Source organism: Candidatus Poriferisodalis sp., assembly GCF_965204195.1.
In the GTDB taxonomy this organism is placed as follows: domain Bacteria; phylum Actinomycetota; class Acidimicrobiia; order Acidimicrobiales; family Poriferisodalaceae; genus Poriferisodalis.
Genome location: NZ_OZ241975.1, coordinates 184,467 through 205,429, shown reverse-complemented (window position 1 = coordinate 205,429; position 20,963 = coordinate 184,467). Strand labels below are relative to the sequence as shown.

Annotated in this window: 18 protein-coding genes and 1 tRNA gene; 6 read left to right on the top strand and 13 right to left on the bottom strand. The window is 68.3% G+C overall.

Annotated elements, in window-relative coordinates; all coding sequences use genetic code 11:
• Positions 1–29 precede the first annotated feature (29 nt).
• Both ACOGI8_RS00915 and ACOGI8_RS00910 read right to left on the bottom strand, forming a co-directional pair.
• Positions 30–437, bottom strand: coding sequence for a RidA family protein (locus tag ACOGI8_RS00915; RefSeq protein WP_419855031.1), 408 nt, complete (start codon positions 435–437; stop codon positions 30–32).
• A gap of 42 nt (positions 438–479) precedes the next feature.
• Entirely contained in the window at positions 480–1,190 is a 711-nt protein-coding gene (locus ACOGI8_RS00910) for an SDR family NAD(P)-dependent oxidoreductase (protein WP_419855030.1), read from the bottom strand.
• A gap of 117 nt (positions 1,191–1,307) precedes the next feature.
• On the opposite strand from ACOGI8_RS00910, the gene ACOGI8_RS00905 reads away from it, so the two are divergent.
• Complete coding sequence (locus ACOGI8_RS00905; protein ID WP_419855029.1) at positions 1,308–3,647, top strand: FAD-dependent monooxygenase; 2,340 nt, start codon at positions 1,308–1,310, stop codon at positions 3,645–3,647.
• Between the two features lie 31 nt (positions 3,648–3,678).
• On the opposite strand, the gene ACOGI8_RS00900 is transcribed toward ACOGI8_RS00905, so the two are convergent.
• The 6 genes from ACOGI8_RS00900 to larB form a co-directional block, all read right to left on the bottom strand.
• Positions 3,679–4,497 carry a PaaX family transcriptional regulator C-terminal domain-containing protein gene (locus ACOGI8_RS00900; protein WP_419855028.1) on the bottom strand — a complete coding sequence of 273 codons (819 nt, stop codon included), beginning with the start codon at positions 4,495–4,497 and terminating at the stop codon, positions 3,679–3,681.
• Positions 4,498–4,522: 25 nt separating this feature from the next.
• On the bottom strand, positions 4,523–6,136 hold the full coding sequence (locus ACOGI8_RS00895; protein WP_419855027.1) for an AMP-binding protein: 1,614 nt from the start codon (positions 6,134–6,136) through the stop codon (positions 4,523–4,525).
• Between the two features lie 171 nt (positions 6,137–6,307).
• Positions 6,308–7,675: an FAD-dependent oxidoreductase gene (locus tag ACOGI8_RS00890; protein ID WP_419855026.1), complete on the bottom strand. Its 1,368-nt coding sequence runs from the start codon at positions 7,673–7,675 to the stop codon at positions 6,308–6,310.
• A gap of 48 nt (positions 7,676–7,723) precedes the next feature.
• Positions 7,724–7,797, bottom strand: a tRNA-Arg gene (locus tag ACOGI8_RS00885).
• 97 nt (positions 7,798–7,894) lie between these two features.
• Positions 7,895–9,214: a nickel pincer cofactor biosynthesis protein LarC gene (gene larC / locus ACOGI8_RS00880; protein ID WP_419855025.1), complete on the bottom strand. Its 1,320-nt coding sequence runs from the start codon at positions 9,212–9,214 to the stop codon at positions 7,895–7,897.
• Positions 9,214–10,035 carry a nickel pincer cofactor biosynthesis protein LarB gene (gene larB, locus ACOGI8_RS00875; protein WP_419855024.1) on the bottom strand — a complete coding sequence of 274 codons (822 nt, stop codon included), beginning with the start codon at positions 10,033–10,035 and terminating at the stop codon, positions 9,214–9,216. Before larB ends, larC begins: the two co-directional genes overlap by 1 nt.
• A 66-nt stretch (positions 10,036–10,101) precedes the next feature.
• Here larB and pheA point away from each other — a divergent pair, with 66 nt between their 5' ends.
• The 3 genes from pheA to ACOGI8_RS00860 are packed head-to-tail and all read left to right on the top strand — an operon-like array spanning position 10,102 to position 12,028.
• Entirely contained in the window at positions 10,102–11,079 is a 978-nt protein-coding gene (pheA, locus tag ACOGI8_RS00870; protein WP_419855023.1) for a prephenate dehydratase, read from the top strand.
• Positions 11,080–11,126: 47 nt separating this feature from the next.
• Positions 11,127–11,453 (top strand): hypothetical protein, encoded by a 327-nt coding sequence (locus ACOGI8_RS00865; protein WP_419855022.1) that lies wholly within the window; start codon positions 11,127–11,129, stop codon positions 11,451–11,453.
• Entirely contained in the window at positions 11,441–12,028 is a 588-nt protein-coding gene (locus tag ACOGI8_RS00860) for a hypothetical protein (RefSeq protein WP_419855021.1), read from the top strand. The genes ACOGI8_RS00865 and ACOGI8_RS00860 overlap by 13 nt, the downstream gene beginning before the upstream one ends.
• 12 nt (positions 12,029–12,040) lie before the next feature.
• Here ACOGI8_RS00860 and ACOGI8_RS00855 read toward each other — a convergent pair whose 3' ends face one another.
• From ACOGI8_RS00855 to hutU, 5 genes are read right to left on the bottom strand one after another with little or no spacing between them, the layout of a single operon-like run.
• Positions 12,041–13,519: an NAD(P)/FAD-dependent oxidoreductase gene (locus tag ACOGI8_RS00855; protein ID WP_419855020.1), complete on the bottom strand. Its 1,479-nt coding sequence runs from the start codon at positions 13,517–13,519 to the stop codon at positions 12,041–12,043.
• A gap of 24 nt (positions 13,520–13,543) precedes the next feature.
• The gene (hutI, locus tag ACOGI8_RS00850) at positions 13,544–14,722 is read right to left on the bottom strand and encodes an imidazolonepropionase (protein WP_419855019.1); all 1,179 of its coding nucleotides are present in this window, start codon (positions 14,720–14,722) and stop codon (positions 13,544–13,546) included.
• A complete protein-coding gene (locus ACOGI8_RS00845; protein ID WP_419855018.1) occupies positions 14,719–16,086 on the bottom strand; it encodes a formimidoylglutamate deiminase in 1,368 nt (455 codons plus the stop codon). The genes hutI and ACOGI8_RS00845 overlap by 4 nt, the downstream gene beginning before the upstream one ends.
• A complete protein-coding gene (def, locus tag ACOGI8_RS00840; protein ID WP_419855017.1) occupies positions 16,083–16,652 on the bottom strand; it encodes a peptide deformylase in 570 nt (189 codons plus the stop codon). Before def ends, ACOGI8_RS00845 begins: the two co-directional genes overlap by 4 nt.
• 25 nt (positions 16,653–16,677) lie before the next feature.
• Positions 16,678–18,369 carry a urocanate hydratase gene (hutU, locus tag ACOGI8_RS00835; protein ID WP_419855016.1) on the bottom strand — a complete coding sequence of 564 codons (1,692 nt, stop codon included), beginning with the start codon at positions 18,367–18,369 and terminating at the stop codon, positions 16,678–16,680.
• A 101-nt stretch (positions 18,370–18,470) separates the two neighbouring features.
• Here hutU and ACOGI8_RS00830 point away from each other — a divergent pair, with 101 nt between their 5' ends.
• Together ACOGI8_RS00830 and hutH are read left to right on the top strand one after the other, a co-directional pair.
• Positions 18,471–19,172 (top strand): IclR family transcriptional regulator, encoded by a 702-nt coding sequence (locus ACOGI8_RS00830; protein ID WP_419855015.1) that lies wholly within the window; start codon positions 18,471–18,473, stop codon positions 19,170–19,172.
• A gap of 94 nt (positions 19,173–19,266) precedes the next feature.
• Positions 19,267–20,796, top strand: coding sequence for a histidine ammonia-lyase (hutH, locus tag ACOGI8_RS00825; protein WP_419855014.1), 1,530 nt, complete (start codon positions 19,267–19,269; stop codon positions 20,794–20,796).
• Positions 20,797–20,963: the final 167 nt, after the last annotated feature.

Sequence of the window (20,963 nt, the reverse complement as noted above, 5' to 3'; positions counted from 1 at the left end):
CTTGGCGAGGTCCGTCTCACAGCCTGCTCTCAGTCGGGAACGACGGCCGTGGCGATGATCTCCACCATCGCATCGGGTTCGACCAGCCCAGTCGTCCCCAGCAGCGCCATCGCCGGGAAGTGCCGGCCGAGGTGCTTGCGGTGGGCGGCCCCCACGCCGCGAAGATCGCTGCGGTAGGCCTGCACATCGGTCGCGTACACCACCATCGACACGATGTCGTGGGGTTCGCCGCCGGCATGCGCCAGCGCCTCGACGACGTTGCCCAGTGCCACGTCGTACTGCTCGGCGAACGTGTCACCGACGACAGCGCCGGTCGGGTCTGCGGCGATCTGGCCGGCGAGGTACACCGTCCGCCCGTCGGCCGGCACGACCGCGTGGGAAAAGCCCGGCGAGGGGGACATCGAGTCGGGGCTGATCTGCCGGTGCGGTGTGCTCATCTCATAGTCCTTTCCGTCTCGGCACCTCTGAGGCGCGCAATGTCATGACGGTCCTCCGTCGAGCACGATCTCTTGGCCGTTGTGATCGCCGTCGAGCAGCTCCATCACCGCCTCGACCACTTCGGCGATCTCGATGATCCGCCCGTGGGGGGTGGCTTTGGCCAAGGCAGCCTCGGCCTCGGCGAGGTTCTTGCCGGTTTGGCGGGCGATGTTGGCGATCGTGGCGACGGTCATCTCGGTGCGGACGAATGTCGGGCACACGGAGTTGGCCGTGACCCCGGTGCCATCCACCTCGGCCGCCACCACACGCATCAGGCCCATAGCCGCGTGCTTTGACGATGCATAGGCGGCGATGTACTTCGCGCCCTCGACGCCTGCGATCGAGGCAACGGTCACGATCCTGCCTGCGTCGCGTTCCAGCATTCCGTCGATGACCGCTCGGGTGCACAGGAACGCCCCGGTCGCATTGACCGCGATGCTGCGGTGCCACTCCTCCAGAGTCGTGCGGCCCAGCCGGTTCGATCCCGACACCCCGGCGTTGTTGACGAGGATGTCCACTCGACCGATGTCGGAGAACGTCGAGACCACCTGCGCTTCATCGGTCACATCGCAGATGCGGGCGTCGACGCCGGCGAGCGGCTCAGCAGGCGCAGAGGTGGCCAGGGCGATGACGTCGTGGCCCGCACCGGCGAGTTCGAGGCTGATGGCCCGGCCGATCCCGCGAGTGCCTCCGGTGACGACGGCCGTGCTCATGCGGCGGCTCCGGCGTTGTCGAGCATGCTCGGAACCGTACTACTCTTTTTGACATCGCAAATTTCCCGCTATCTCACGGATGCAACGAACGATGACGGGTCCCGAACGGATGCCTCGATGAAGATCGCCTGCATCGGGGGCGGTCCGGCAAACCTGTTCTTCAGCATCCTGATGGCCAAGCAGGACCCGGGCCACGACATCACCGTGTACGAACGCAACCGCCGCGGCGACACGTTCGGGTTCGGCGTGGTGTTCTCCGACGAGACGCTTGCCAACATCGCAGAGACCGATCCCGACTCGATCGCTGCGATCGAGTCGGAGTTTCGCTACTGGGGCACGATGGACGTCCGCTACCGGGGACGGACGGTCACCTCCGACGGGCACGGCTTTGCCGCGCTGTCCCGGGTGCGCCTGCTCGAGATCCTCACCCGCCGGGCACTCGAACTCGGCGTGCGTGTCGAATTCTCCACCGAGGCCGATGTCGATGCGCTGTCGGGTGGGGTCGATTTGGTCGTAGCCGGCGACGGCGTCAACAGCAACACCCGATCCCGCTATGCCGATGACCTTCGCCCAACGATCCGCCACGGCTCGGCGAAGTACATCTGGACCGCCACCGACGCCCCCTTCGACCGCTTCACGTTCATCTTCGAAGACATCAAGCACAGCGAGGACATCGAATGCTGCGAGGACGGGGCGCGCCGCACCGTGCAGGCGCACATCTATCCCTACGACGACACGCGCTCCACATTCATCGTCGAGATGGCCGAGCCGACGTGGAAACTGGCCGGCCTCGGGGGCCACGATGACGGGCTGGCGCCAGGCCAGTCCGACCGGCACGCCCTGGAGTGGTGCAGCCGGCTCTTCTCGGACCATCTCGACGGACGGCCGCTCATCGGCAATAACTCGCGGTGGATCAGCTTCCCGCGCATCTCATGCGAGTCGTGGATCGCGAACAACGTCGTGCTGCTGGGTGATGCCGCACACACGGCTCACTATTCGGTGGGCAGCGGCACGAAGATGGCGCTGGAGGACGCGATCGCACTCGCCGATGCCATGGCCGCAACAGGCGATGTCTCTACGGCGCTCAAGAACTACGAATCCGAGCGCCGACCCCAGATCGAGAGCCTGCAGCGGGCCGCGGCAACCAGCGAGGACTGGTTCGCGAATGTCGACCATCACCGCCAGCGCCCGTTCGAGCAGTTCGCGTTCTCGCTGTTCACCAGGTCGCAGCGAGTCACCTACGACAATCTGCGCGAGCGCGACCCGCAGTACCACGACGAGACCCTGCGCTGGTTCGCCGAACAGCAGCCGCCTGCACACCGGCCGCCGACCCCGGACACGCCGCCTATCTTCTACCCCTTCACCCTGCGGGACGTGAGCTTTCACAACCGGATCGGCGTGTCGCCGATGGCGCAGTACAGCGCCGTGGACGGGATGCCGAACGACTGGCACAAGGTGCATCTGGGCAGCCGTGCCGTCGGCGGGGCCGCCCTAGTGATGACCGAGATGACCTGCACCTCGCCCGACGCTCGCATCACGCCCGCCTGCACCGGGATCTGGAACGCCCGCCAAGCCGAGGCATGGGCCGGGATCACCCAGTTCGTGCACGACTTCACCGACGCCAAGATCGGCCTGCAGCTCGGGCACGCGGGCCGCAAGGGCTCCACGAGAGTGCCGTGGGAGGGTGAGGACGTCCCCCTGGAAGCGGGCAACTGGCCGCTGATCTCGGCGTCGCCGCTGCGGTACCGGACCGGCAGCCAAGTGCCGGCCGAGATGTCGTATGCCCAGATGGATGCCGTGCTCGACGACTTCGTGGCGGCAACCCGGCGAGGGGCTGACGCCGGGTTCGACCTGGTCGAGCTGCATGCTGCGCACGGCTACCTGCTCTCGTCGTTCCTGTCGCCGGTCACGAACCAGCGCAGCGACGACCACGGCGGCTCGCTTGAGAACCGGACCCGCTTCCTGCTGCGCGTCACCGAGGCGGCACGGGAGGCCTGGCCGCAGGGCAAACCGCTGTCAGTGCGGATCTCGGCCACCGACTGGGTCGAAGGCGGGTTCAGCCGATCGGAGGCCATCGAGCTGAGCGACATGCTCAAGGGCGTCGGCGTCGACATCATCGACGTCTCGACCGGCCAGGTCGATCCCAGCGGAGAGCCGGCGTACGGGCGGCTGTACCAGACGCCATTCGCCGAGGCCATCCGCAACACCGTCGGCATTCCGACCATGGCGGTGGGCGCCATCTCCAGCATCGACGACGTCAACACCGTGCTGATGGCGGGTCGGGCCGACATCTGCCTGATCGCCCGTGCGCACCTGGTCGATCCCTACTGGACGCTGAACGCGGCGATCGATCTGGGCCGCAGCGAGCAGCCGTGGCCGATCCAGTACTGGCAGGGTCGCACCAGCCGCCGGCGCGAGCAGGTGCCCGACGCCTTGATCGACCGCGACCTGCGCTGAATGCGCCCCAGTCGCTATGACACGTGCTTCTTTAGCGGCGGGTGGCGGTGTTGAGTGTGTCGAGGTAGAAGCGGTGTGCGCCGGGTCGCAGCTGGCGGTGCAGTTTCGTGAACACCTCACGGGCTTCGTCAGCGAGCCATCCCTCAGGTGTGACCGAGCGAGGCAGCCCCGGGTCGGCGTAGGGCAGCGGCCGCCAAGCGCTGATGTTGTTCATGTGCGCCACGAATGCGTCGCAGTCAGACCCGGGCTCGGTGACCCACGCGTCCGAGATAGGCCGTTGAGCGGTGAGGTACTCGCCGTAGAGCTTGTTGATCATGTCGAGATCCCATGCGCTGGTCGCTATGTGGGGCTCGTCGCTGTCGGGCCGAAAGTCACCCTCGAAGAACGAGACGTAACCGTCGAGCCCATGGCGCCGCAGCATCGTGCGAGCCTCATCCGCCAGCGAGGCGGGGGCGATCCATGACGCAGCCGGGCCGGGCGCGAAGCCCAGGCGGGCGAGCTGCGACCGGATCAGGTAGCGCTTGCTGCGCTCTGGCTCGGGGATCGAGAACAGCACCAGCAGCCATCGGTCGTCGCTTGGCCGAACGCCGTTGCCGAAGATGCGCCGATCCCCCGCTTCGAGGATCTCGCGCCCATCAGCGCTGAGGGCGTACCCGGCCTTGCCGTCCACCCGTTCGGGCACCAGCAGCCCGGAGCGCTTCATGCGAGACGCTGCGGATCGCACGGCCTGCGCATCCACGCCGACCTCGCGCAGCAAGGCGATGAGCCCGCCGACAGCAACCCAGCCGCCATAGTCGCGGGCGAACAGCCCGTAGATGTCGAGAATGCGGTCTCTCGGGGACTTCGTCATGCCGTCCCCGACCCAGTCCTCGCCACTATTCGCCGAGCGGGGCAGCCAGCCCGCGCCGCTGGAGCTTCCCCGTCGGCGTCGTGGGCAGCGGCTCGGCACAGAAGGTGATCCGGCGAGGGTACTTGTAGGGGGCAATCGAGGCCTTGACGTGGTCTTGCAGCTCGCACGCCAGCGCGTCGGTGGCAGACGACGGGTCAGTCAGACGGACGAAAGCGTGGACGACCATGCCCCGCTCTGCGTCAGGCGTGCCGATCACTCCCGCTTCGGCCACTGCGGCGTGTGTCAGCAGGGCTTCCTCGACTTCGGGGGCAGCGATGTTGTAGCCAGAGCTGATGATCATGTCGTCGGCCCTGGCCTGGTACCAGAAGTAGCCGTCGGCGTCACGCACATAGACGTCGCCCGTGAAGTTCCAGCCGTTGTGCACGTAGACGGTCTGGCGTTCGTCGTCGAGGTAGCGGCAGCCGATTGGTCCTCGCACGGCGAGCAGGCCTGGCCGGCCGTCAGGCACCGGGGCGCCGTCGGCGTCGAGGATCGCTGCCTCCCACCCGGGCAGGGGCTTGCCCGTCGAACCGGGCCGTATCTCGGCGTCGGGCGCGGAGATGAAGATGTGCAGCAGCTCGGTGGCGCCGATCCCGTCATTCAGTCGCAGGCCGAGCTCGTGCTCGACGAGCTCGAACGTGGATCGCGGCAGCCATTCGCCGGCTGACACGCCGCAGCGCAGTGAGGAGAGGTCCGGCCGGGGATCGAGCATCGTCATGGCCCGGTACGCGGTGGGCGAGCTGAAGCACACGGTGGCCTGCCGTCTGGCGATCAGCTCCGCCAATGCAGCGGGGCCCGGCTCGTCGCAGAACCAGGTGCACGCTCCTGCTCGCATGGGGAAGACCACCTCGCCGCCCAAGCCGAACGTGAACGCCAGCGGCGGGCTCCCGACGAACACGTCGTCGGGGCCTGCTCGCAGGATCGGCTCGAACGCGTCGGCGATCACCAGCAGGTCGCGATGGAAGTGCACGGCAACCTTGGGGTCGCCGGTGGTGCCCGAGGTGGACGCCAGCAGGGCCGGGTCGGTTGCCGCGGTGTCCACTGCGGTGAACTCGCCTGACTTGACTGCGGCCGCGACGTTGAGATCTCCGTCCGGTCCCCAGATGGCGATCGGACCGCCGGTCACTTTCTGCAGCTCGGCTTCCATTCCCGCTTCGCACAACGAGACCGCCGGCTCGCACTTCGACAACACCTTCGCAAGCTCGGCGGCGCGCAGCAGCGGCATCGTCGTGACGGCCACAGCGCCGGCTTTCAGCACGCCAAGCCAGGCAGCCACCATCCAAGGTGCATTGGCGCCCCGTAGCAGGACGCGGTTCCCCGCAACGACGCCGTAGTCCTCAACCAGCACCGCGGCGATCCGGTTGGCGCAGTCGGCCACGTCGGCGTAGGTCCACATGTCGTCGCCGAGCCCCATGCAGGGGCGCTGGTCCCAGCCCCGTTCGATTGCCCTGTCCAGCAGGATCGAGGCGGCATTCAGCCGGCTCGGGTAGCAGTACAGCGACTCGTCGAGCCTGATCTGCGGCCAGTGCTCTGCAGGCGGCAGACGATCGAGGACGAACCGGTCCACATGTGCCGTCGCAGCCGCGGTGCCTGTGCGCATATCCAGCCGTTCATACCCGTTCGGGTAATGCCGTCGATATGACGATCTCTAATCGAACGCTATATCGAGCGTCGCCGTCGCGCAAGGACTTCGTGGTGCGCCAGCAGGGCGCATATGGCGTGGCGCGTCAGGCCGCCCGCCGACGCGGGATGCAGCCGGGATCGTCGTGAGTCAGGACGTGATCTTGCGGAAGCGGGCGCCGTACATGATGCCGCCGTAGTAGTTGAAGACTTCGCGGGCGTTTTCGTCGTCGAACGGGTAGTCGGCACCGATCTGGGTAGCTGCGGCGAGCCCGGTCACGAAGCAGGTCTCCTGGCTGTTGACCAGCGTGTGCGCTCCGCAGTGCCAGCTGCGGCGCTTGCCCTGGATGAAGCGGAACAGCGGCACGAGCAGCGTCACCTGGCGCACGTCATGCACGACGTGCTGGAACCACCAGCGCTTCACGATCTTGTCCTCGTCGATCGGGGTGTTCGAGTTGTAGGTCACCAGGCAGGGCTTGTCGGAGCCGAAAGTCCATGGCTGCTGGTTGTGCATGATGTAGGTGAGCTCGTAGTTGTCGGGCCGGGCGCCGTACTGCTCTATGTGATTGCTGCGTGTGCGAAGGCATTCCACCTCGTCGTCGGGCAGCACCGACGGGTCGGAGTGCACCAGCGTGTGGTTGTGCAGCTCGCTCTCGTAGCGGACCGACGAGAGCACGTAACGCTCGAGCGCCGTGGGCTTGTCGAGCATCATCAGGGTCTGGTTGGCATTCGAGGCGAAAATCACCTCGTCGAAGGTCTCGCGGACTCCGTCGGCGTCCTCGACGACCACCTCCGATGTCCCGCGGTACACCTTGCGGACAGGTCGGCTCAGATAGATCTTGTCGCCGAAGTCCGCCGTCAGGTGCTCGTAGATGCGCCGCGTGCCCTGGTCCCAGGTCTGCATGGGCGTCGCCGACTCGATGTCGAAGAACTCGAGATAGCGGGCGAACAGCGCGGCGGGCATGTCGAACACGTTCGTCGCCATCAGGAAGTTGACGAACATCGGCTTGAGGATCTTGTACCTGAAGTCGGCGGAGAAGCCGCCCACGTTCAGCACCGTCCGCATGCTGATGTAGTTGAACGGGTTCAGCGCATTGAGGAACTTCGACCGCGCCCGGGTGAGACGACCGAATGAGTGCAGGCGACCCAGCAGGCGCTGGAACCGCTCGATCTCGGGCTGCAGCTGGTCCCTGATGTCGGAGTCGAAGTCGTGGGCGTACCTGCCGCCCTGGTACTTCACGCTGTAGTTGAACTTGGTCGGGAACAGCTCGATGCCGAAGCGCTCCAAGAGCAGCAGGACGTGGTCGTAGACCGACGGGATCAACGCAGTGACTGAGATGTCGAAGGGAAGCGACGTGCCGTCGTCCTGCGGCATGTCGACAGTGACAGCGTTGCCGCCGAGGCGATCGTTGGCCTCGAACAGCCGGATGTCGAACCGGTCCGGATGGTGGGCCAGCGCCCATGCGGCGCCGAGCCCGGACATGCCTCCGCCGATGATTGCGATCCTGCGCTGCGTCATCGTGCTCCCGCCCTTGGGATGCCTCAGGTGGGAGGCGGATGAGGTGAGCGCGCTTGCAGGGATTCGAACCCCGAACCTTCTGATCCGTAGTCAGATGCTCTGTCCAATTGAGCTACAAGCGCTGGTTGCCACTGGCCGGGCCGGAGGGCCCGTCGGCGCCCGAACAGTGTACGAGGCTGTTTTCTGCGAGCGCCGAGGATTTCGCCGACGCTCGCGTCGTCAGGGAGCGTCGGCTTCGCGGTTACGTGGTTCGCTGGTGCCCGCCGCGCGGGCGACATCGGCCGGTGTGCGGTCGAGCGCTTTGGCTGCGGCGACGACGTCGGCCCACTCGGGCTTGCTGCGGTGCGGGCCGTGCTTGACCCGAATGGTCTGGCCGTCGACATCGACAGTCGAAATATGTCGTTCGAGCGCCGTGCGCACGACGGTCCGCGCCCGCAAGCCCAGCGTGCCGGTGAGACGCGCCATCAGGTCGCCCAGCGCTGTCACTTCGTCGGCACTGCACAGCGCCATCAGCGTGTGTGCTGGGCGGCCGTGCTTCATCACGATCGGGACCGCCCACGCATCCAGCGCGCCGGCTGCCAGCAGCTCCTCGATCGCGTGGCCCAGCAGCTCGCCCGAGACATCGTCGAGATTCGTGGCCAGTTCCACCAGCTCGGTGGTGGATTCGGCGCCTTCGATGGCCGCCATAGTCGCGGCCAGCCCTGCATCAGTACGGCCCACTTCGGTTGTCCGAGTACCGATCAGCACGCCCGTGACGTTGGGGCGACCGGGCAGCTCGCGGGTGCCCGCACCGAAGCCGACGCCCGTCACCGTCATGGGCGGTACTGGCCCGAACGTCGATGCCAGGGCGGCCACGATGGCGGCCCCCGTCGGGGTCGTCAGCTCCATGTCGATATCGACGCCCACCACTGGGTGTCCCGCCAGCAAGTACCCGACTGCGGGCGGCGGGTTCGGCAGCACGCCATGCGCGGCGTGGATGGTGCCCTTGCCCACGGCAACCGGTCCGCAGACAACCTCATCGACGCCCAGAGATTCCAGCGCCGCGCACACGCCGACGATGTCGACGATCGCATCCAGCGCCCCGACCTCGTGGAAGTGGACCTCGTCGGGTGGCACTCCGTGCACCTGGCCCTCGGCAACAGCGAGCGCCTCGAACGCCGCGAGCGCGCGGCCGCGAATCCGGTCTCCCAAGGGTGCGCTCTCCAGCAGCTCCCGGATATGGCGCCAGCGCCGATGGTGATGCCCTTCGGGGGCGTCCACGACAGCCCGCGTCGCGGCCAATTCGTTCCGCCGGACCCGCTCGGCACTGAGCTGCCAGCCGTCGACACCCAGCAACTGCAGCTGTTCGATGACGAACTCCAGGTCTGCACCGGCATCCAGCAGCGCCCCGAGCGCCATGTCGCCGGCGATGCCCGAGACCGGGTCGAACCACGCCACCGTGCCGTCGGGAGCACTTCGCTCGCCGTCTGCAGATGACGACGCGGCTACCGGCGCTTGGGGCGTCACCGACGACGCGTCGGCGGCTGCGATGTCATGCATCACCCGGCACCGCCGTCGCGGCTCGCCGCCAGATCCAGGATGCGCATGACGGCCATTGCGGCGCCGAAGCCGTTGTCGATGCCCACCACGGTGATGCCTGCCGCGCACGAAGCGTGCATGGCCAGCAGCGCTGTCACCCCGTCGAGCGCCGCTCCGTAGCCGGCGCTGGTCGGCACCGCAACAACCGGAGCGGGCACCACGCCTGCGACAGCGGTGGCGAGTGCTCCCTCCATGCCTGCCACCACGATGACCACATCGGCCGACGCGAGCGTGTCGATCTCGGCCAGGAAGCGATGGAGGCCCGCGAGACCGATGTCGGACACCATCCCGGCATCGACGCCGAATGCCCCGAGCACCGCTGCGGCTTCGCTCGCGACCGGTCCGTCCGATGTGCCCGCTGCTGCCACCACCACGCGCTCGTGACGCGCTGGTGCAGCGCGCCACACCACCGTCGCCAGATCGGCTGAAGGCATGGCGGCGCCATCAGCCGGGTCAGGCTCCCGATCGGCGGGGCGGTGCACCACGCCGCCGGGGCACGCGGCCAGCGCCGCTGCGACCTGATCGATGCTTGCTCGGGTCAGCAGCACCGGGCCGGAGCCGCCGCTCAGCATCTCGGCCACGATGCGAGCGCACTGGCTCGGCGACTTGCCGGGCCCGTACACCGCCTCGGGATGGCCGGTGCGCAGCGCTCGGTGATGATCGATGCGCGCCCCGGCAATCTCCGCATACGGCAGCCGGCGCAGTCGCGCCAGCGCCTCATCAGCGGTCACCGTCCCGTCACGAACCTCTGCCAGCAATCCGGCGAGCTGTTCAGCGTCCATCGCCTGCCGTTCTACCCGCCGCGGCCCGGCGTCGGGTGCCCGCGGCCCGGTGCGTATCCTGCCCCGATGGCTGCTGCCGCTGCACCCCAGGGCGCCTCTGCCCTCTCGCCGTCGACGCGCATCGGGTACATGGGCCCGCACGGCACCTTTACCGAGGCTGCGCTGGCGACCCAGCCGGACCTGTCGCAGTGCACGCCTGTCCCTCTCATCTCGGTGCCCGAGGTGCTCTCTGCACTCGACGACGGCGCGGTCGATTACGGCTTCGTCCCCGTCGAGAACGCCATCGAAGGCGCCGTCAACGTCACCCAGGACGCGCTCGCGTTCGACTTCGACTTCCTCATCCAGCGGGAAGTGGTCGTGAACGTGCAGCTCGACCTCATGGCGCTGCCCGGCACGGCCACGGCCGACGACCTCGCGGCGATCCACACCGTGCTGTCGTTCCCTGTGGCCATTGCCCAGTGCCGTGCGTTCCTGCACACCCAGCTTCCCGACGTCGAGATCGAGGCGGCTACCTCGACTGCGCTGGCGGCCCGGCGCATCGGCGAGGAACAGCTCGCCGGTGTCGCAGCGATCGCCAGCCCGACGGCAGCCGAGCTCTACGGGCTCGAGACCGTCGTGCCTGGAATTGAGGACCACCGCGACAACCAGACCCGCTTCCTGCTGCTGGCCAAGGGTCAGGTGCCGCCGGCCAGCGGCAACGACAAGACCAGCATCGTGGTGTTCCAGCAGCAGAACGAACCCGGCAGCCTGCTGGGAATCCTCATGGAGTTCGAGGCCCGCCGTCTCGACCTGTCCCGGCTGGAGTCGCGGCCGACCCGGCGCGGCCTCGGCGAATACTGTTTTCTGCTCGACTTCGAGGGTCACATCTCCGACGAAGTGGTTGCCGACTGCTTGCGCGCGCTCAAGATGAAGCAGCGTGACGTCAAGTTCCTGGGCTCGTTCCCTGCCGCGAACGGCAACTCATCGGGCCGCGAGCGGGTCAGCGAGGAAGCCTGGAACACGTCGGACGACTGGATGAAGTCGCTCCGCCGCCTCATCCGCTGAACAACACGCGGCATTTGTCCGTCGTCGCAGGGACCTACCGTTGGGACATGGACGGCCGCGTTGCCCATCGCACCCATGCTGTGCCAGCACGGAAGGCCCCACACGAGCGCAGTACCGGCGCAGCGCGGCCCAGCGACACGTCGCCTGAGGTCTGGGATCAACTCACGGCCAAGTGGGCGTCAATGACGCCAGCCCAGCGGGCCACGCTGGCAGCAGCGATGTCGACGGCCATCGAAACCGCTGTACGGGCGGGCATCCTGGCCGGCGAACCCGATGCCGACGACACTCGCGTTCGTTTTCTCGTAGCACAGCGCCGGTACGGCACCGAAGTAGCGGAGGCCGCGTTCGGCGCTAACGGCCGATGGCCACAGTGACCGATCCCATCACGCTGGCTCTGCGAGTGGCAGCAATCCTGGAACGACACGGCATCAGCTACGCCCTCGGCGGGTCGCTCGCAAGCTCGATGTTCGGCGAGCCGCGCGGCACGATCGACATAGACATGGCAATCCGCCTCGAGCACCAACAATTCAACGATCTCGTTGACACGTTGGGCATCGAGTTCTACGTGCCCGCAGAAGCCGCTCAGCAGGCGATCGAACAGGGCACCTCATTCAACCTCATCGACGAAGCCGGACTCAAAGTGGACCTCTTCGTACTCGGCGACAGCCCGCTTGACCGGCGCCAGATCGAACATCGTCGGCGCGTCATGGTGCAGGAAGATCCGCCACAGCACTTGTGGGTGACGGCACCCGCAGAGCAGGTACTGCGCAAGCTGGAGTGGTACCAAGCAGGCGGGCAAGTCTCAGAGCGTCAGTGGCGTGATGTCGTGGGCATCCTGCGGACGCAAGGCTCGACGCTGGATCGAGCCGACCTGACCCAGACTGCCGCATCGATGGGGCTCGGGGCGCTGCTCGACGCAGCCCTCAAGGACGCCGAACCGAGCACCTGAGGCGAGGGTGGGTCAGACCCAGGGGCAGTTTGAGTTGCGGTCGCCGAAGGTGCCGCCGGTGCGGTAGCGGTCCAGCGTGAACGGCTTGAGCTCGTCGGGCTTCTGGCCGTGCACCATCATCTCGGCGGTGAGTTTGCCCACGCCGATCATCTTGAACCCGTGGTTGGAATCGGCGATCACCCAGGCGTTGTCGGCCACGTAGTCGAACACCGGCACGTTGTCGGGCGTGAACGCCCCGATGCCGCCGTTGCGGCGTTCCTTGAAGTACGGCCGCAGGTCTTCCAGCCGCTTGAAGAGCATGCCCAGCGTGGCGCAGTAGTAGTCGGCGAACCACTCCTCGGCCTGGTACTCGTCGTTCAGGTGGCCGTAGGGCTCCACTGCTGCTCTCGGCCCGATCTTGATCGGGATCGTGCCGCCCTGCAGGCCGGGTGCGCCCACCCGCTCCGCGGCGTAGCGCGTGTACGAATAGAAGTGGTCCTTGAGGAACCGGCCGTCGGGTGAGTACACCGGTGTGTTCATGAGCTCGACGTGCAGCACCGGCGAGTCGCGGTGCTGCGCGGTGCGGAAATCGACACCGGGCGGCAGCAGGACCTCTCCTTCGAGCAGCCGCCAGTAGGTCCACATGTCCATCTGCTCCTCGACGTGCCCGTCGGGGTACAGCACGTCGAGCTGGCTGGGGCCGCCGAGCCATTCCCAATGCGTCGGCGTCCATGCCCCTGCACCCACCACGACCTGCTCGCAGGTGATCGAGCCCTGGGTGGTCTCGACCGCGGTGACCGAGCCCGAGTTGTCGAACTGGTAGCCGGTCACGGTGGCGCCGTACACCCGCTGCACGCCCCACTGGCGGCACTTCTGATCGAGACCCCACACGGCCAGGTGCGTGCCGGCGTAGCCGGAGCGGTGCTCGTGCAGCACCACGTCGCAGTTGTCGGTCTTGAAGTCGGGCCACAGGTTGGTGAGGAAGGCGCGGGCCTCTGCACCGATGTAGACGTCGGACGGGTAGCCGCTGGCTGCCTGGGACGCCTGGAGCTTCAAGTAGTCGTCGGTCTGGTTGACCTCGCCCACCGACACGTAACCGACCTGCTGGAAGCCGAGATTCACCGGGTCGGATTCCCACACCTCGACGCTGGCTCGCAGGATGGCGTGCAGCGGCCCAGTCATGTACATGTTGCGGACACAGCCGCAGGCCAGCCCGGTGGCGCCTGCCCCCGGGCCCTGCTTGTCGATCAGCACCACGTCGCTGCCGGAGCCCTTGCCGGTGCGCTCGAGGTACATGGCCAGGTGGTAGGCGCTCGACAGCCCGTGCACGCCGGCACCCACCACCACGAAGCGGGCGTGGGACGGCAGCGGCACGGCGTCGAACACGGGGATGACGGCCGGGTTGACCGCTTGGCCGTCCACCTCAGGCGGCAGGGGCCGGTTGGCGAACGGGTACCACTGGTTGTGCTCTGTCGGATTTGGAATTGGCGGATTGGGGATGGAGTTGGTCATGGCTGTCCTTCTTTCAGTCAGGGATCACGTCTGGTCGTCGGCGGGCGGGAGCCGGTAGTCGGCGCCCAGCGTCCGCCAGATCAAGGGGACACCGGGCCGGTAGGCGAGGTGGTGGCGGCTGGGTGCATCCAGGATGGTCACGTGAGCCGGACTGCCGTTGGTGAGCCGCCCAACGTCAGTCCGGCCCAGCGCGACTGCTCCGCCGACCGTCACTGCGGCGACGGCTTCGTCGATCGTCATGCCCATGTCGCGCACTGCCATGGCGATGCAGAACGAGATGGACGTCGTGTAGCTCGAGCCCGGGTTGCAATTCGAGGCCATCGCCACCTTGACCCCGGCATCGATGGCCCGCCGGGCATCCGGGTAGGGCTGGCGGGTGGAGAAGTCGGTGGCCGGCAGGAACGTGGCCACCGTGTCACTGCCGGCCAGGGCCTCGATGTCGTCGTCGGAGAGGTAGGTGCAGTGGTCCACCGACGCGGCGTCCATCTCGACGGCAAGCTGCGCGCCCGGTCCGTGGCCGAGCTGGTTGCCGTGCACGCGCAGGCCCAGCCCGGCGTCCCGACCCGCCTCGAGCACCGCCCGGGACTGCTCGACGTTGAACGCGCCGGTCTCGCAGAACACGTCGATCCAGCGGACGTGGTCGCGGACGGCGTCCAGCATCGGCCCGCACACCAGGTCGATGTAGTCGTCGGCACGTCCCGCGTACTCGCTGGGCAGCAGGTGGGCTCCCAGAAACGTGGCTTCGGGGGTGACCTCGGCGGCCAGCAAGGCAAGCTCGATCTCGGAGTCGAGCGACAAGCCGTAACCGGTCTTGATCTCCACCGTGGTCGTGCCCGCCCGGTGCGTCTCGGCCAACCGCTGGTCGAGCGAATCCGCCAGAGTGTCGCGGCCGGCGCCGCGGGTGGCCTCGGTGGTGACCCGGATACCGCCGCCGTCGTAGGGCTCGCCGGCCATTCGGCGGGTGAATTCCTCTGAGCGGTCGCCTGCGAACACCAAGTGAGTGTGGGAGTCGACGAATCCCGGCAGCACGCACCGGCCGCCAGCGTCGAGGCGCTCATCGGCAACGGCGCCCGACGGACCAACCGCTACCACCGTGTCGCCGTCGATCACCAGCGACGCATCGGTCACCACGCCCAGCGGCCCATCCCCCAGCGCGGGGTCATTGGTGACTAGCTCGCCGATGTTGTCGATCACGAGAGTCATGACGCGACGACCTCCGTGATGGCCGATGCCAGCTCCGTCGCCACGTCGATCGTCGTGTGCCGGCCATCACGCACGACGGTCGTGCCGCCCACCACCAGGTGGTGCACATCGGCACTAGCGGCCGCGAAGATCGCAGCGGCCAGCGCTGTCTCGGCGTCGGTGCCCGCCAGCCGTACCGAATCGAGCCTGATCGTCGCGAAGTCGGCCAATGCGCCCGCCTCCAGGCTGCCCCCGTCGGGCCAGCCGAGCGACTCGTAGCCGCCGGAGGTGGCCATCGCGGCGAGATCATCGGCGGCGAACACGCCGCGCTCGCCCGTCGTGGCGCGCTGATCGCCTTCGACCGTGCGGGCCTCTTCGAATATGTCGACGGCGGCGTGGGAGTCGGAACCCAGGCACAGACGGGCGCCATGGCGGGCCAAGCGGGCGCTGGGTCCGATGCCGTCGGCCAAGTCGCGCTCGGTGGTGGGGCACAGACAGCAGAGCGCGCCAGCCTCGCCGATCAACGCCTGATCGCGGCCGTCAGCATGGGTGGCGTGCACCAGGGTCGTCATCGGGCCGAGCCCTCCGGCCTGCGCGATCAAGTCGATGGGAGTTACACCGTGGACGCCGAGACACTGCTCGTTCTCCGCCGGTTGCTCGGAGGCATGGAAGTGCAGCGGGGCGCCGCGCTGCTGTGCCCAGTCCGCGGCCATCTTGACCGAGGGCGGATCGACAGCTCTCACCGAGTGCACCGCTGCGCCGACCTGCACCATCGGGCCGGAGAACGTGCAAGCCAACTCCTCGACCCGAGCGACCCACCGGTCGGCACTGCCGTCGCTGAAGCGGGACTGTTCGGGTCGCAGCGGCTCGTAGCCGCTGTCCAGCGCGCGGTCGAGCCCGCCGTGGAGATACAGCGTGTCCAGCAGGGTCAGGCGGATGCCGGCATCTCGGGCCGCGGCCACCAGTGCCGCGCCCATGGCGTTGGCATCGTCATAGCTGCCCCCGCCGGGACGGTGATGGACATAGTGGAACTCGCCGACCACGCCGATGCCGGCCAGGGCCATCTCGGCAAACACTGCCCGGGCCAGCCGGCCGTAGCTGTCTGGGTCGAGCCGGCCCGCCACCCGGTACATCAGGTCGCGCCACGTCCAGAAATTGCCCCGCCCCGCGTGGGTTCGGCCGCGCAGGGCCCGGTGGAACGCATGGCTGTGCGCGTTCGCCAATGCCGGCAGGGTCAGCCCCTCCAGCGGCACCGCGCCCTCGGGCCGGACGGGCACACCAGCGCGCACCGCCGTGATGCGATCGCCCTCGACAGCGATCACCACACCCTCTGCGACCCGGGGGCCGCCGAGCCAGGCCAGCTCGCACCAGTAATGCGCCGTCATGTTCCAACCTGCTGGTTGAAACGGGTGATGCGCTCGATGAACGCGTCACGGTGGTGCTGTTCGAACTCGTCCCAAGTGCACAGGGTGGACGGGTCGGCACGGTCGGTGATCAGCACACCGTCGAGATGGTCGCACTCGTGTTGCCAGGTACCCGCGGTCAGGCCGCGTGCGGTGCTGCAGTGCTCGGTGCCGTCACGGTCCAAGTAGCGGACGCCCAGGTTGACCGAGCGAACCACGTCGCCCCGCAGCGGCACCGACAGGCAGCCCTCATTGATCACCACGGTCTCGTCGTCGAGCACTTCCAGCTCGGGGTTGATGGCGACGGTCAAGGGGATCGGCGGCTTGTAGGGGTAGCGAGGGTTGTCGTTCACCTCGATGACGACGATCCGGTCCGTCTCGCCGATCTGGTTCGCGGCCAGGCCCGCCCCGTTGGCGTGGCGCATCGTGTCGATGAGGTCGTCGATGATGCTCTGCACACGCTCACCGGCAATGTCGGCAGGCCGCACGACGGCGGCCGTCTCACGCAGCACCGGATGGCCAATCAAGAGGATCTCCCGGACGGTCATATCGCGTGTCTTCGTGTGCTGGGCTTCATTGCGCGGCCGGCCGTTCGGACGGAATCTGCACGCCGCGCTCGGCGGCCACGTCCCACGCCCGGTCGTAACCGGCGTCGGCGTGGCGCATGACGCCCGTGCCCGGGTCGTTGAGCAGCACCCGCTCCAGCTTCTGCGCGGCGAGATCGGTCCCGTCGGCCACGCTGACCTGGCCGGCATGGATGGATCGGCCGATGCCCACGCCGCCGCCGTGGTGGATGCTCACCCACGACGCCCCCGACGAGGTGTTGACCATCGCGTTGAGCAGCGGCCAGTCGGCAATGGCATCGCTGCCGTCTGCCATGTCCTCGGTCTCGCGGTAGGGCGAAGCCACCGATCCCGAGTCGAGATGGTCGCGGCCGATGACGATCGGGGCCTTGATCTCGCCTGAGGCGACCAGCTCGTTGAAGCGCAATCCCAGCCGGTGGCGCTCCCCGTAGCCAAGCCAGCAGATCCGCGCCGGCAGGCCCTGGAACGCGACTCGCTCGCCAGCGAGCTTGATCCAACGCTTGAGCGGCTCGTCGTCGGGGAACTCTTCGAGCACGGCCCGGTCAGTGGCGGCGATGTCGGCCGGGTCGCCCGACAGCGCAACCCAGCAGAACGGTCCCTTGCCCTCGCAGAACAGGGGCCGGATGTAGGCCGGGAGGAAGCCCGGATAGTCGAAGGCCCGGCTGTAGCCGCCGAGCTCGGCCTCGGCGCGCAGGCTGTTGCCGTAGTCGAACACCTCCGAACCGGCGTCGAGGAAGCCCACCATCGCCTCCACGTGGGTGGCCATGGCCGACCGGGCGCGGCGTATGAGCTCGTCGGGCTGGTTGCGCCGCATCTCCTCGGACGCCTCGGGCGACAGGTCGTTGGGCACGTAGGTGAGCGGGTCGTGGGCTGAGGTCTGGTCGGTGACGATGTCGGCCGCGACGCCGTCGGCCAGCAGTCGGGGCAGCAAGTCGGCTGCGTTGCCAACCAGTCCGACCGACAGCGGGCGGCGGGCCTGCACGGCCTCGTCGCACCGGCGGAGCGCATCGGCGTAGTCGTCGGCGACCACGTCGAGATAGCGGGTTTCCACCCGTCGAGCGACCCGCTCGGGGTCGACCTCGATGCACAGGGCGACTCCCTCGTTCATGGTGATGGCCAGCGGCTGAGCGCCGCCCATGCCGCCCAGACCGGCGGTGACGGTGAGAGTGCCAGCCAGCGAGCCCCCGAAGCGCTTGCGGGCGATGGCGCCGAAGCATTCGTAGGTGCCCTGCAGGATCCCCTGCGTGCCGATGTAGATCCACGACCCGGCAGTCATCTGGCCGAACATCGTCAGGCCGAGATGCTCGAGGCGACGGAATTCGTCCCAGGTGCCCCAATCGGGCACCAGGTTGGAGTTCGCGATCAGCACCCGGGGCGCCCATTCATGCGTCTGGACGACGCCGACAGGCTTGCCCGACTGCACCAGCAGGGTCTCGTCGTCGGCCAGGTCGGTCAGCGCCCCGATCATGGCGTGAAAGGCGGGCCACGAGCGCGCCGCCCGGCCGGTGCCCCCGTACACGACCAGTTCGTCGGGGCGCTCGGCCACCTCGGGATCCAGATTGTTCTGCAGCATCCGGAAGGCGGCCTCTTGGGGCCAGCTGCGGCACGTCAATGCCGTGCCGGTGGGAGCCCTCACCCCGCCAGGCGGGGCGCTGGCGGCGTGCTCTGTGCTGGTGGCCATAGACAACCTCGACGCCGGGTGTGCGGTGCACCGCACGTTACCGAGGTTCGGCCTATGCTGTCAATATGCAGCAAGTGATTTCAGATAGTGAAACTACTGCTGTGTCTCCGCTGCACCGATCGCGCTCCGCAGAACGGGTGCTGGAACTGCTCGACACCGTGGTTACCAACGGCGAGCTCAGCCTCTCTGCGGCAGCCGCCCGCACGGACATGCCGGCGAGCACGGCGCTGCGGCATCTGCGAGTGCTGACCGACCGCGGCTATCTCGTCAAGGACACGTCCGGTTCGTACTCGGTGGGTCCGGCGTTCGTGCGCACCGCTCTGGCGTCGCTGCAATCCGGTCCCTACGCCCGGCTCCGGGCCGCTGCGGGGCCAGAGCTCGAACGGCTGGTGGAAGCCACCGAAGAATCCGCATACCTGGCCGTGCGCGACGGTGATACTGCCGTCTACATCGCCACGGTCGAAGGTCGCCGGGCGATCCGCCACGTCGGCTGGGTGGGCCGCTCGGTGCCGATCGACGGCACCGCCGTGGGCGCGGCGCTGCAGGCCGCTCCCCTGGGCCGCGACGCCCGTCCAGCGCCCGTTTTCAACACCGGCGCCATCGAGCCCGACGTCACGGCGGTCTGCGCTCCCGTCCACGGCCCCGACGGCGCGATCGCCGCGCTGTCCGTGCTGGGCCCGGCGGACCGGCTCACCGGCACCCGCCTGCAGACGGCGGCCGATGCCGTGGTCGAAGCCGCCGTCGCCACGTCGGCCGCGTTCTCCTCCGTCCCTTCGACTCCTGCTGGAGGTACCGAACGATGAACGCTTCGGCGCATCGCCAGTTGTTTCCCGCTCTGGTTCGCTGCGCTCACGGGCCGCTCGGGCCACGGCTTCGCCTGCCGGCTCAGCCTCGGGCATGACGGTGGAAGTGGACGGCCCGGGCGTCACCGTCGCCGACGTCGTCGCGGTTGCCCGCCGCCGAGAGCAGGTTCGCCTCAGCGCCGGCGCGCTCGGCCGGATGGCCGCGGCCCGCCACATCGTCGAGACCTTGGCCGAGGGCGAGCCGGCCTACGGCGTCTCCACCGGCTTCGGCGCGTTAGCCAACACCACCATTCCCGCTAATCGTCGCGCTGCCTTGCAGCAGTCGTTGATCCGGTCCCATGCCGCCGGGATGGGACCGCCGGTCGAGCCCGAGGTGGTGCGGGCCATGATGTTCCTGCGGGCCCGCACGCTCGCCTTCGGCGTCTCGGGGTCGCGACCGCAGATGGCGGAGACGCTGGTGCGCCTGATCAATGCGGGCCTGGTTCCCGTGGTACCAGAGCATGGCTCGCTGGGGGCCAGCGGCGACCTTGCGCCGCTCGCTCATGCAGCGCTCGTGCTGGTCGGGGAAGGCGAGGTGCTCACCGACAGCGGAGGCACGATCAGCGGGGCCGAGGCCTTGGCGTCGGCGGGCATCGAACCCTTGGTGCTGGCCGAGAAGGAGGGCCTAGCCCTCACCAACGGCACTGACGGGATCCTGGGAATGCTCTGCCTAGCCGTCCACGATCTGGCCAGCCTGCTCACCGTTGCCGACATCGTGGCTGCCTGCAGCGTCGAGGCGCTGCTGGCCACCGACCGGGCCTTTGCCGCCGACCTGCTCGAGCTGCGGCCCCATCCCGGCCAGCAGGCCAGCGCGGCCAACCTGCGCGCCGTGCTGGGCGGCTCGCCCATCGTGGCCAGCCGCCGCCACGGTGACGACCGGGTGCAGGACGCCTACTCCATCAGGTGCACGCCCCAAGTCCACGGCGCAGCTCGCGACACTCTCGACTTCGCCGCCGACGTGACCGATCGGGAGCTGGCCTCGGCCATCGACAATCCGATGGTGCTGCCCGACGGTCGGGTGGAGTCGTGCGGCAACTTCCACGGAGCTCCGGTGGCGCTGGCAGCCGACTATCTCGCGATCGCCGCGGCCGAGGTGGGCGCCATCGCGGAGCGCCGCATCGACCGGTTGCTCGATCCCAAGCGGTCCGCTGGGCTCCCGCCCTTCCTGGCCGACGACCCTGGCGTGGACAGCGGCCTGATGATCGGCCAGTACACGGCGGCCGCCCTGTGTGCCGAGAACCGGCGCCTAGCCGCACCGGCCGCGGTGGACTCGCTGCCCACCTCGGCCATGCAGGAGGACCACGTGTCGATGGGCTGGGGCGCGGCCCGCAAGCTCCGCCGGGCCGTCGCCAACCTGCGCCGCATCCTGGCCATCGAATGGGTGACCGCGGCCCGCGGCATCGAGCTGCGTGCACCCCTGCAGCCCGCAGCAGGCACCGCAGCGGCGCTCAGCCTGCTGCGCAGCGAAGTGCCGGGCCCCGGACCCGACCGCTGGCTGTCGCCCGAGCTCGCCGCAGCCGATCAGATGCTCGCCGACGAGGCCCTCGTCCCCGCAGTCGAATCAACCACCGGCCCCCTCGCCTGAACCAGCTCAGCCTGTTGCGGAGGAGGTCGTGCCTCTGAACGAGGCGAGCCACATCTTCGCGCACCTGGGTAAGCTCGCGGTCGAAGACCCCGGAACCGTCAATGCCTCGGCAAACGGCCGGGGTTACGCCATTTCGGGCAGTGAAAACTGCGACCGGAGCCGGGATC

Bases quoted from the DNA above. Each gene is read 5' to 3' on its own strand.
- ACOGI8_RS00860 (WP_419855021.1), top strand. From the start codon at position 11,441: ATGGCCACAGTGACCGATCCCATCACGCTGGCTCTGCGAGTGGCAGCA.
- larB (WP_419855024.1), bottom strand. From the start codon at position 10,035: ATGGACGCTGAACAGCTCGCCGGATTGCTGGCAGAGGTTCGTGACGGG.
- ACOGI8_RS00910 (WP_419855030.1), bottom strand. From the start codon at position 1,190: ATGAGCACGGCCGTCGTCACCGGAGGCACTCGCGGGATCGGCCGGGCC.
- hutU (WP_419855016.1), bottom strand. From the start codon at position 18,369: ATGGCCACCAGCACAGAGCACGCCGCCAGCGCCCCGCCTGGCGGGGTG.
- ACOGI8_RS00890 (WP_419855026.1), bottom strand. From the start codon at position 7,675: ATGACGCAGCGCAGGATCGCAATCATCGGCGGAGGCATGTCCGGGCTC.
- ACOGI8_RS00895 (WP_419855027.1), bottom strand. From the start codon at position 6,136: ATGCGCACAGGCACCGCGGCTGCGACGGCACATGTGGACCGGTTCGTC.
- ACOGI8_RS00865 (WP_419855022.1), top strand. From the start codon at position 11,127: ATGGACGGCCGCGTTGCCCATCGCACCCATGCTGTGCCAGCACGGAAG.
- ACOGI8_RS00900 (WP_419855028.1), bottom strand. From the start codon at position 4,497: ATGACGAAGTCCCCGAGAGACCGCATTCTCGACATCTACGGGCTGTTC.
- hutH (WP_419855014.1), top strand. From the start codon at position 19,267: ATGACGGTGGAAGTGGACGGCCCGGGCGTCACCGTCGCCGACGTCGTC.
- hutI (WP_419855019.1), bottom strand. From the start codon at position 14,722: ATGACTCTCGTGATCGACAACATCGGCGAGCTAGTCACCAATGACCCC.
- def (WP_419855017.1), bottom strand. From the start codon at position 16,652: ATGACCGTCCGGGAGATCCTCTTGATTGGCCATCCGGTGCTGCGTGAG.
- pheA (WP_419855023.1), top strand. From the start codon at position 10,102: ATGGCTGCTGCCGCTGCACCCCAGGGCGCCTCTGCCCTCTCGCCGTCG.
- ACOGI8_RS00905 (WP_419855029.1), top strand. From the start codon at position 1,308: ATGAAGATCGCCTGCATCGGGGGCGGTCCGGCAAACCTGTTCTTCAGC.
- ACOGI8_RS00855 (WP_419855020.1), bottom strand. From the start codon at position 13,519: ATGACCAACTCCATCCCCAATCCGCCAATTCCAAATCCGACAGAGCAC.
- ACOGI8_RS00845 (WP_419855018.1), bottom strand. From the start codon at position 16,086: ATGACGGCGCATTACTGGTGCGAGCTGGCCTGGCTCGGCGGCCCCCGG.
- larC (WP_419855025.1), bottom strand. From the start codon at position 9,214: ATGCATGACATCGCAGCCGCCGACGCGTCGTCGGTGACGCCCCAAGCG.
- ACOGI8_RS00915 (WP_419855031.1), bottom strand. From the start codon at position 437: ATGAGCACACCGCACCGGCAGATCAGCCCCGACTCGATGTCCCCCTCG.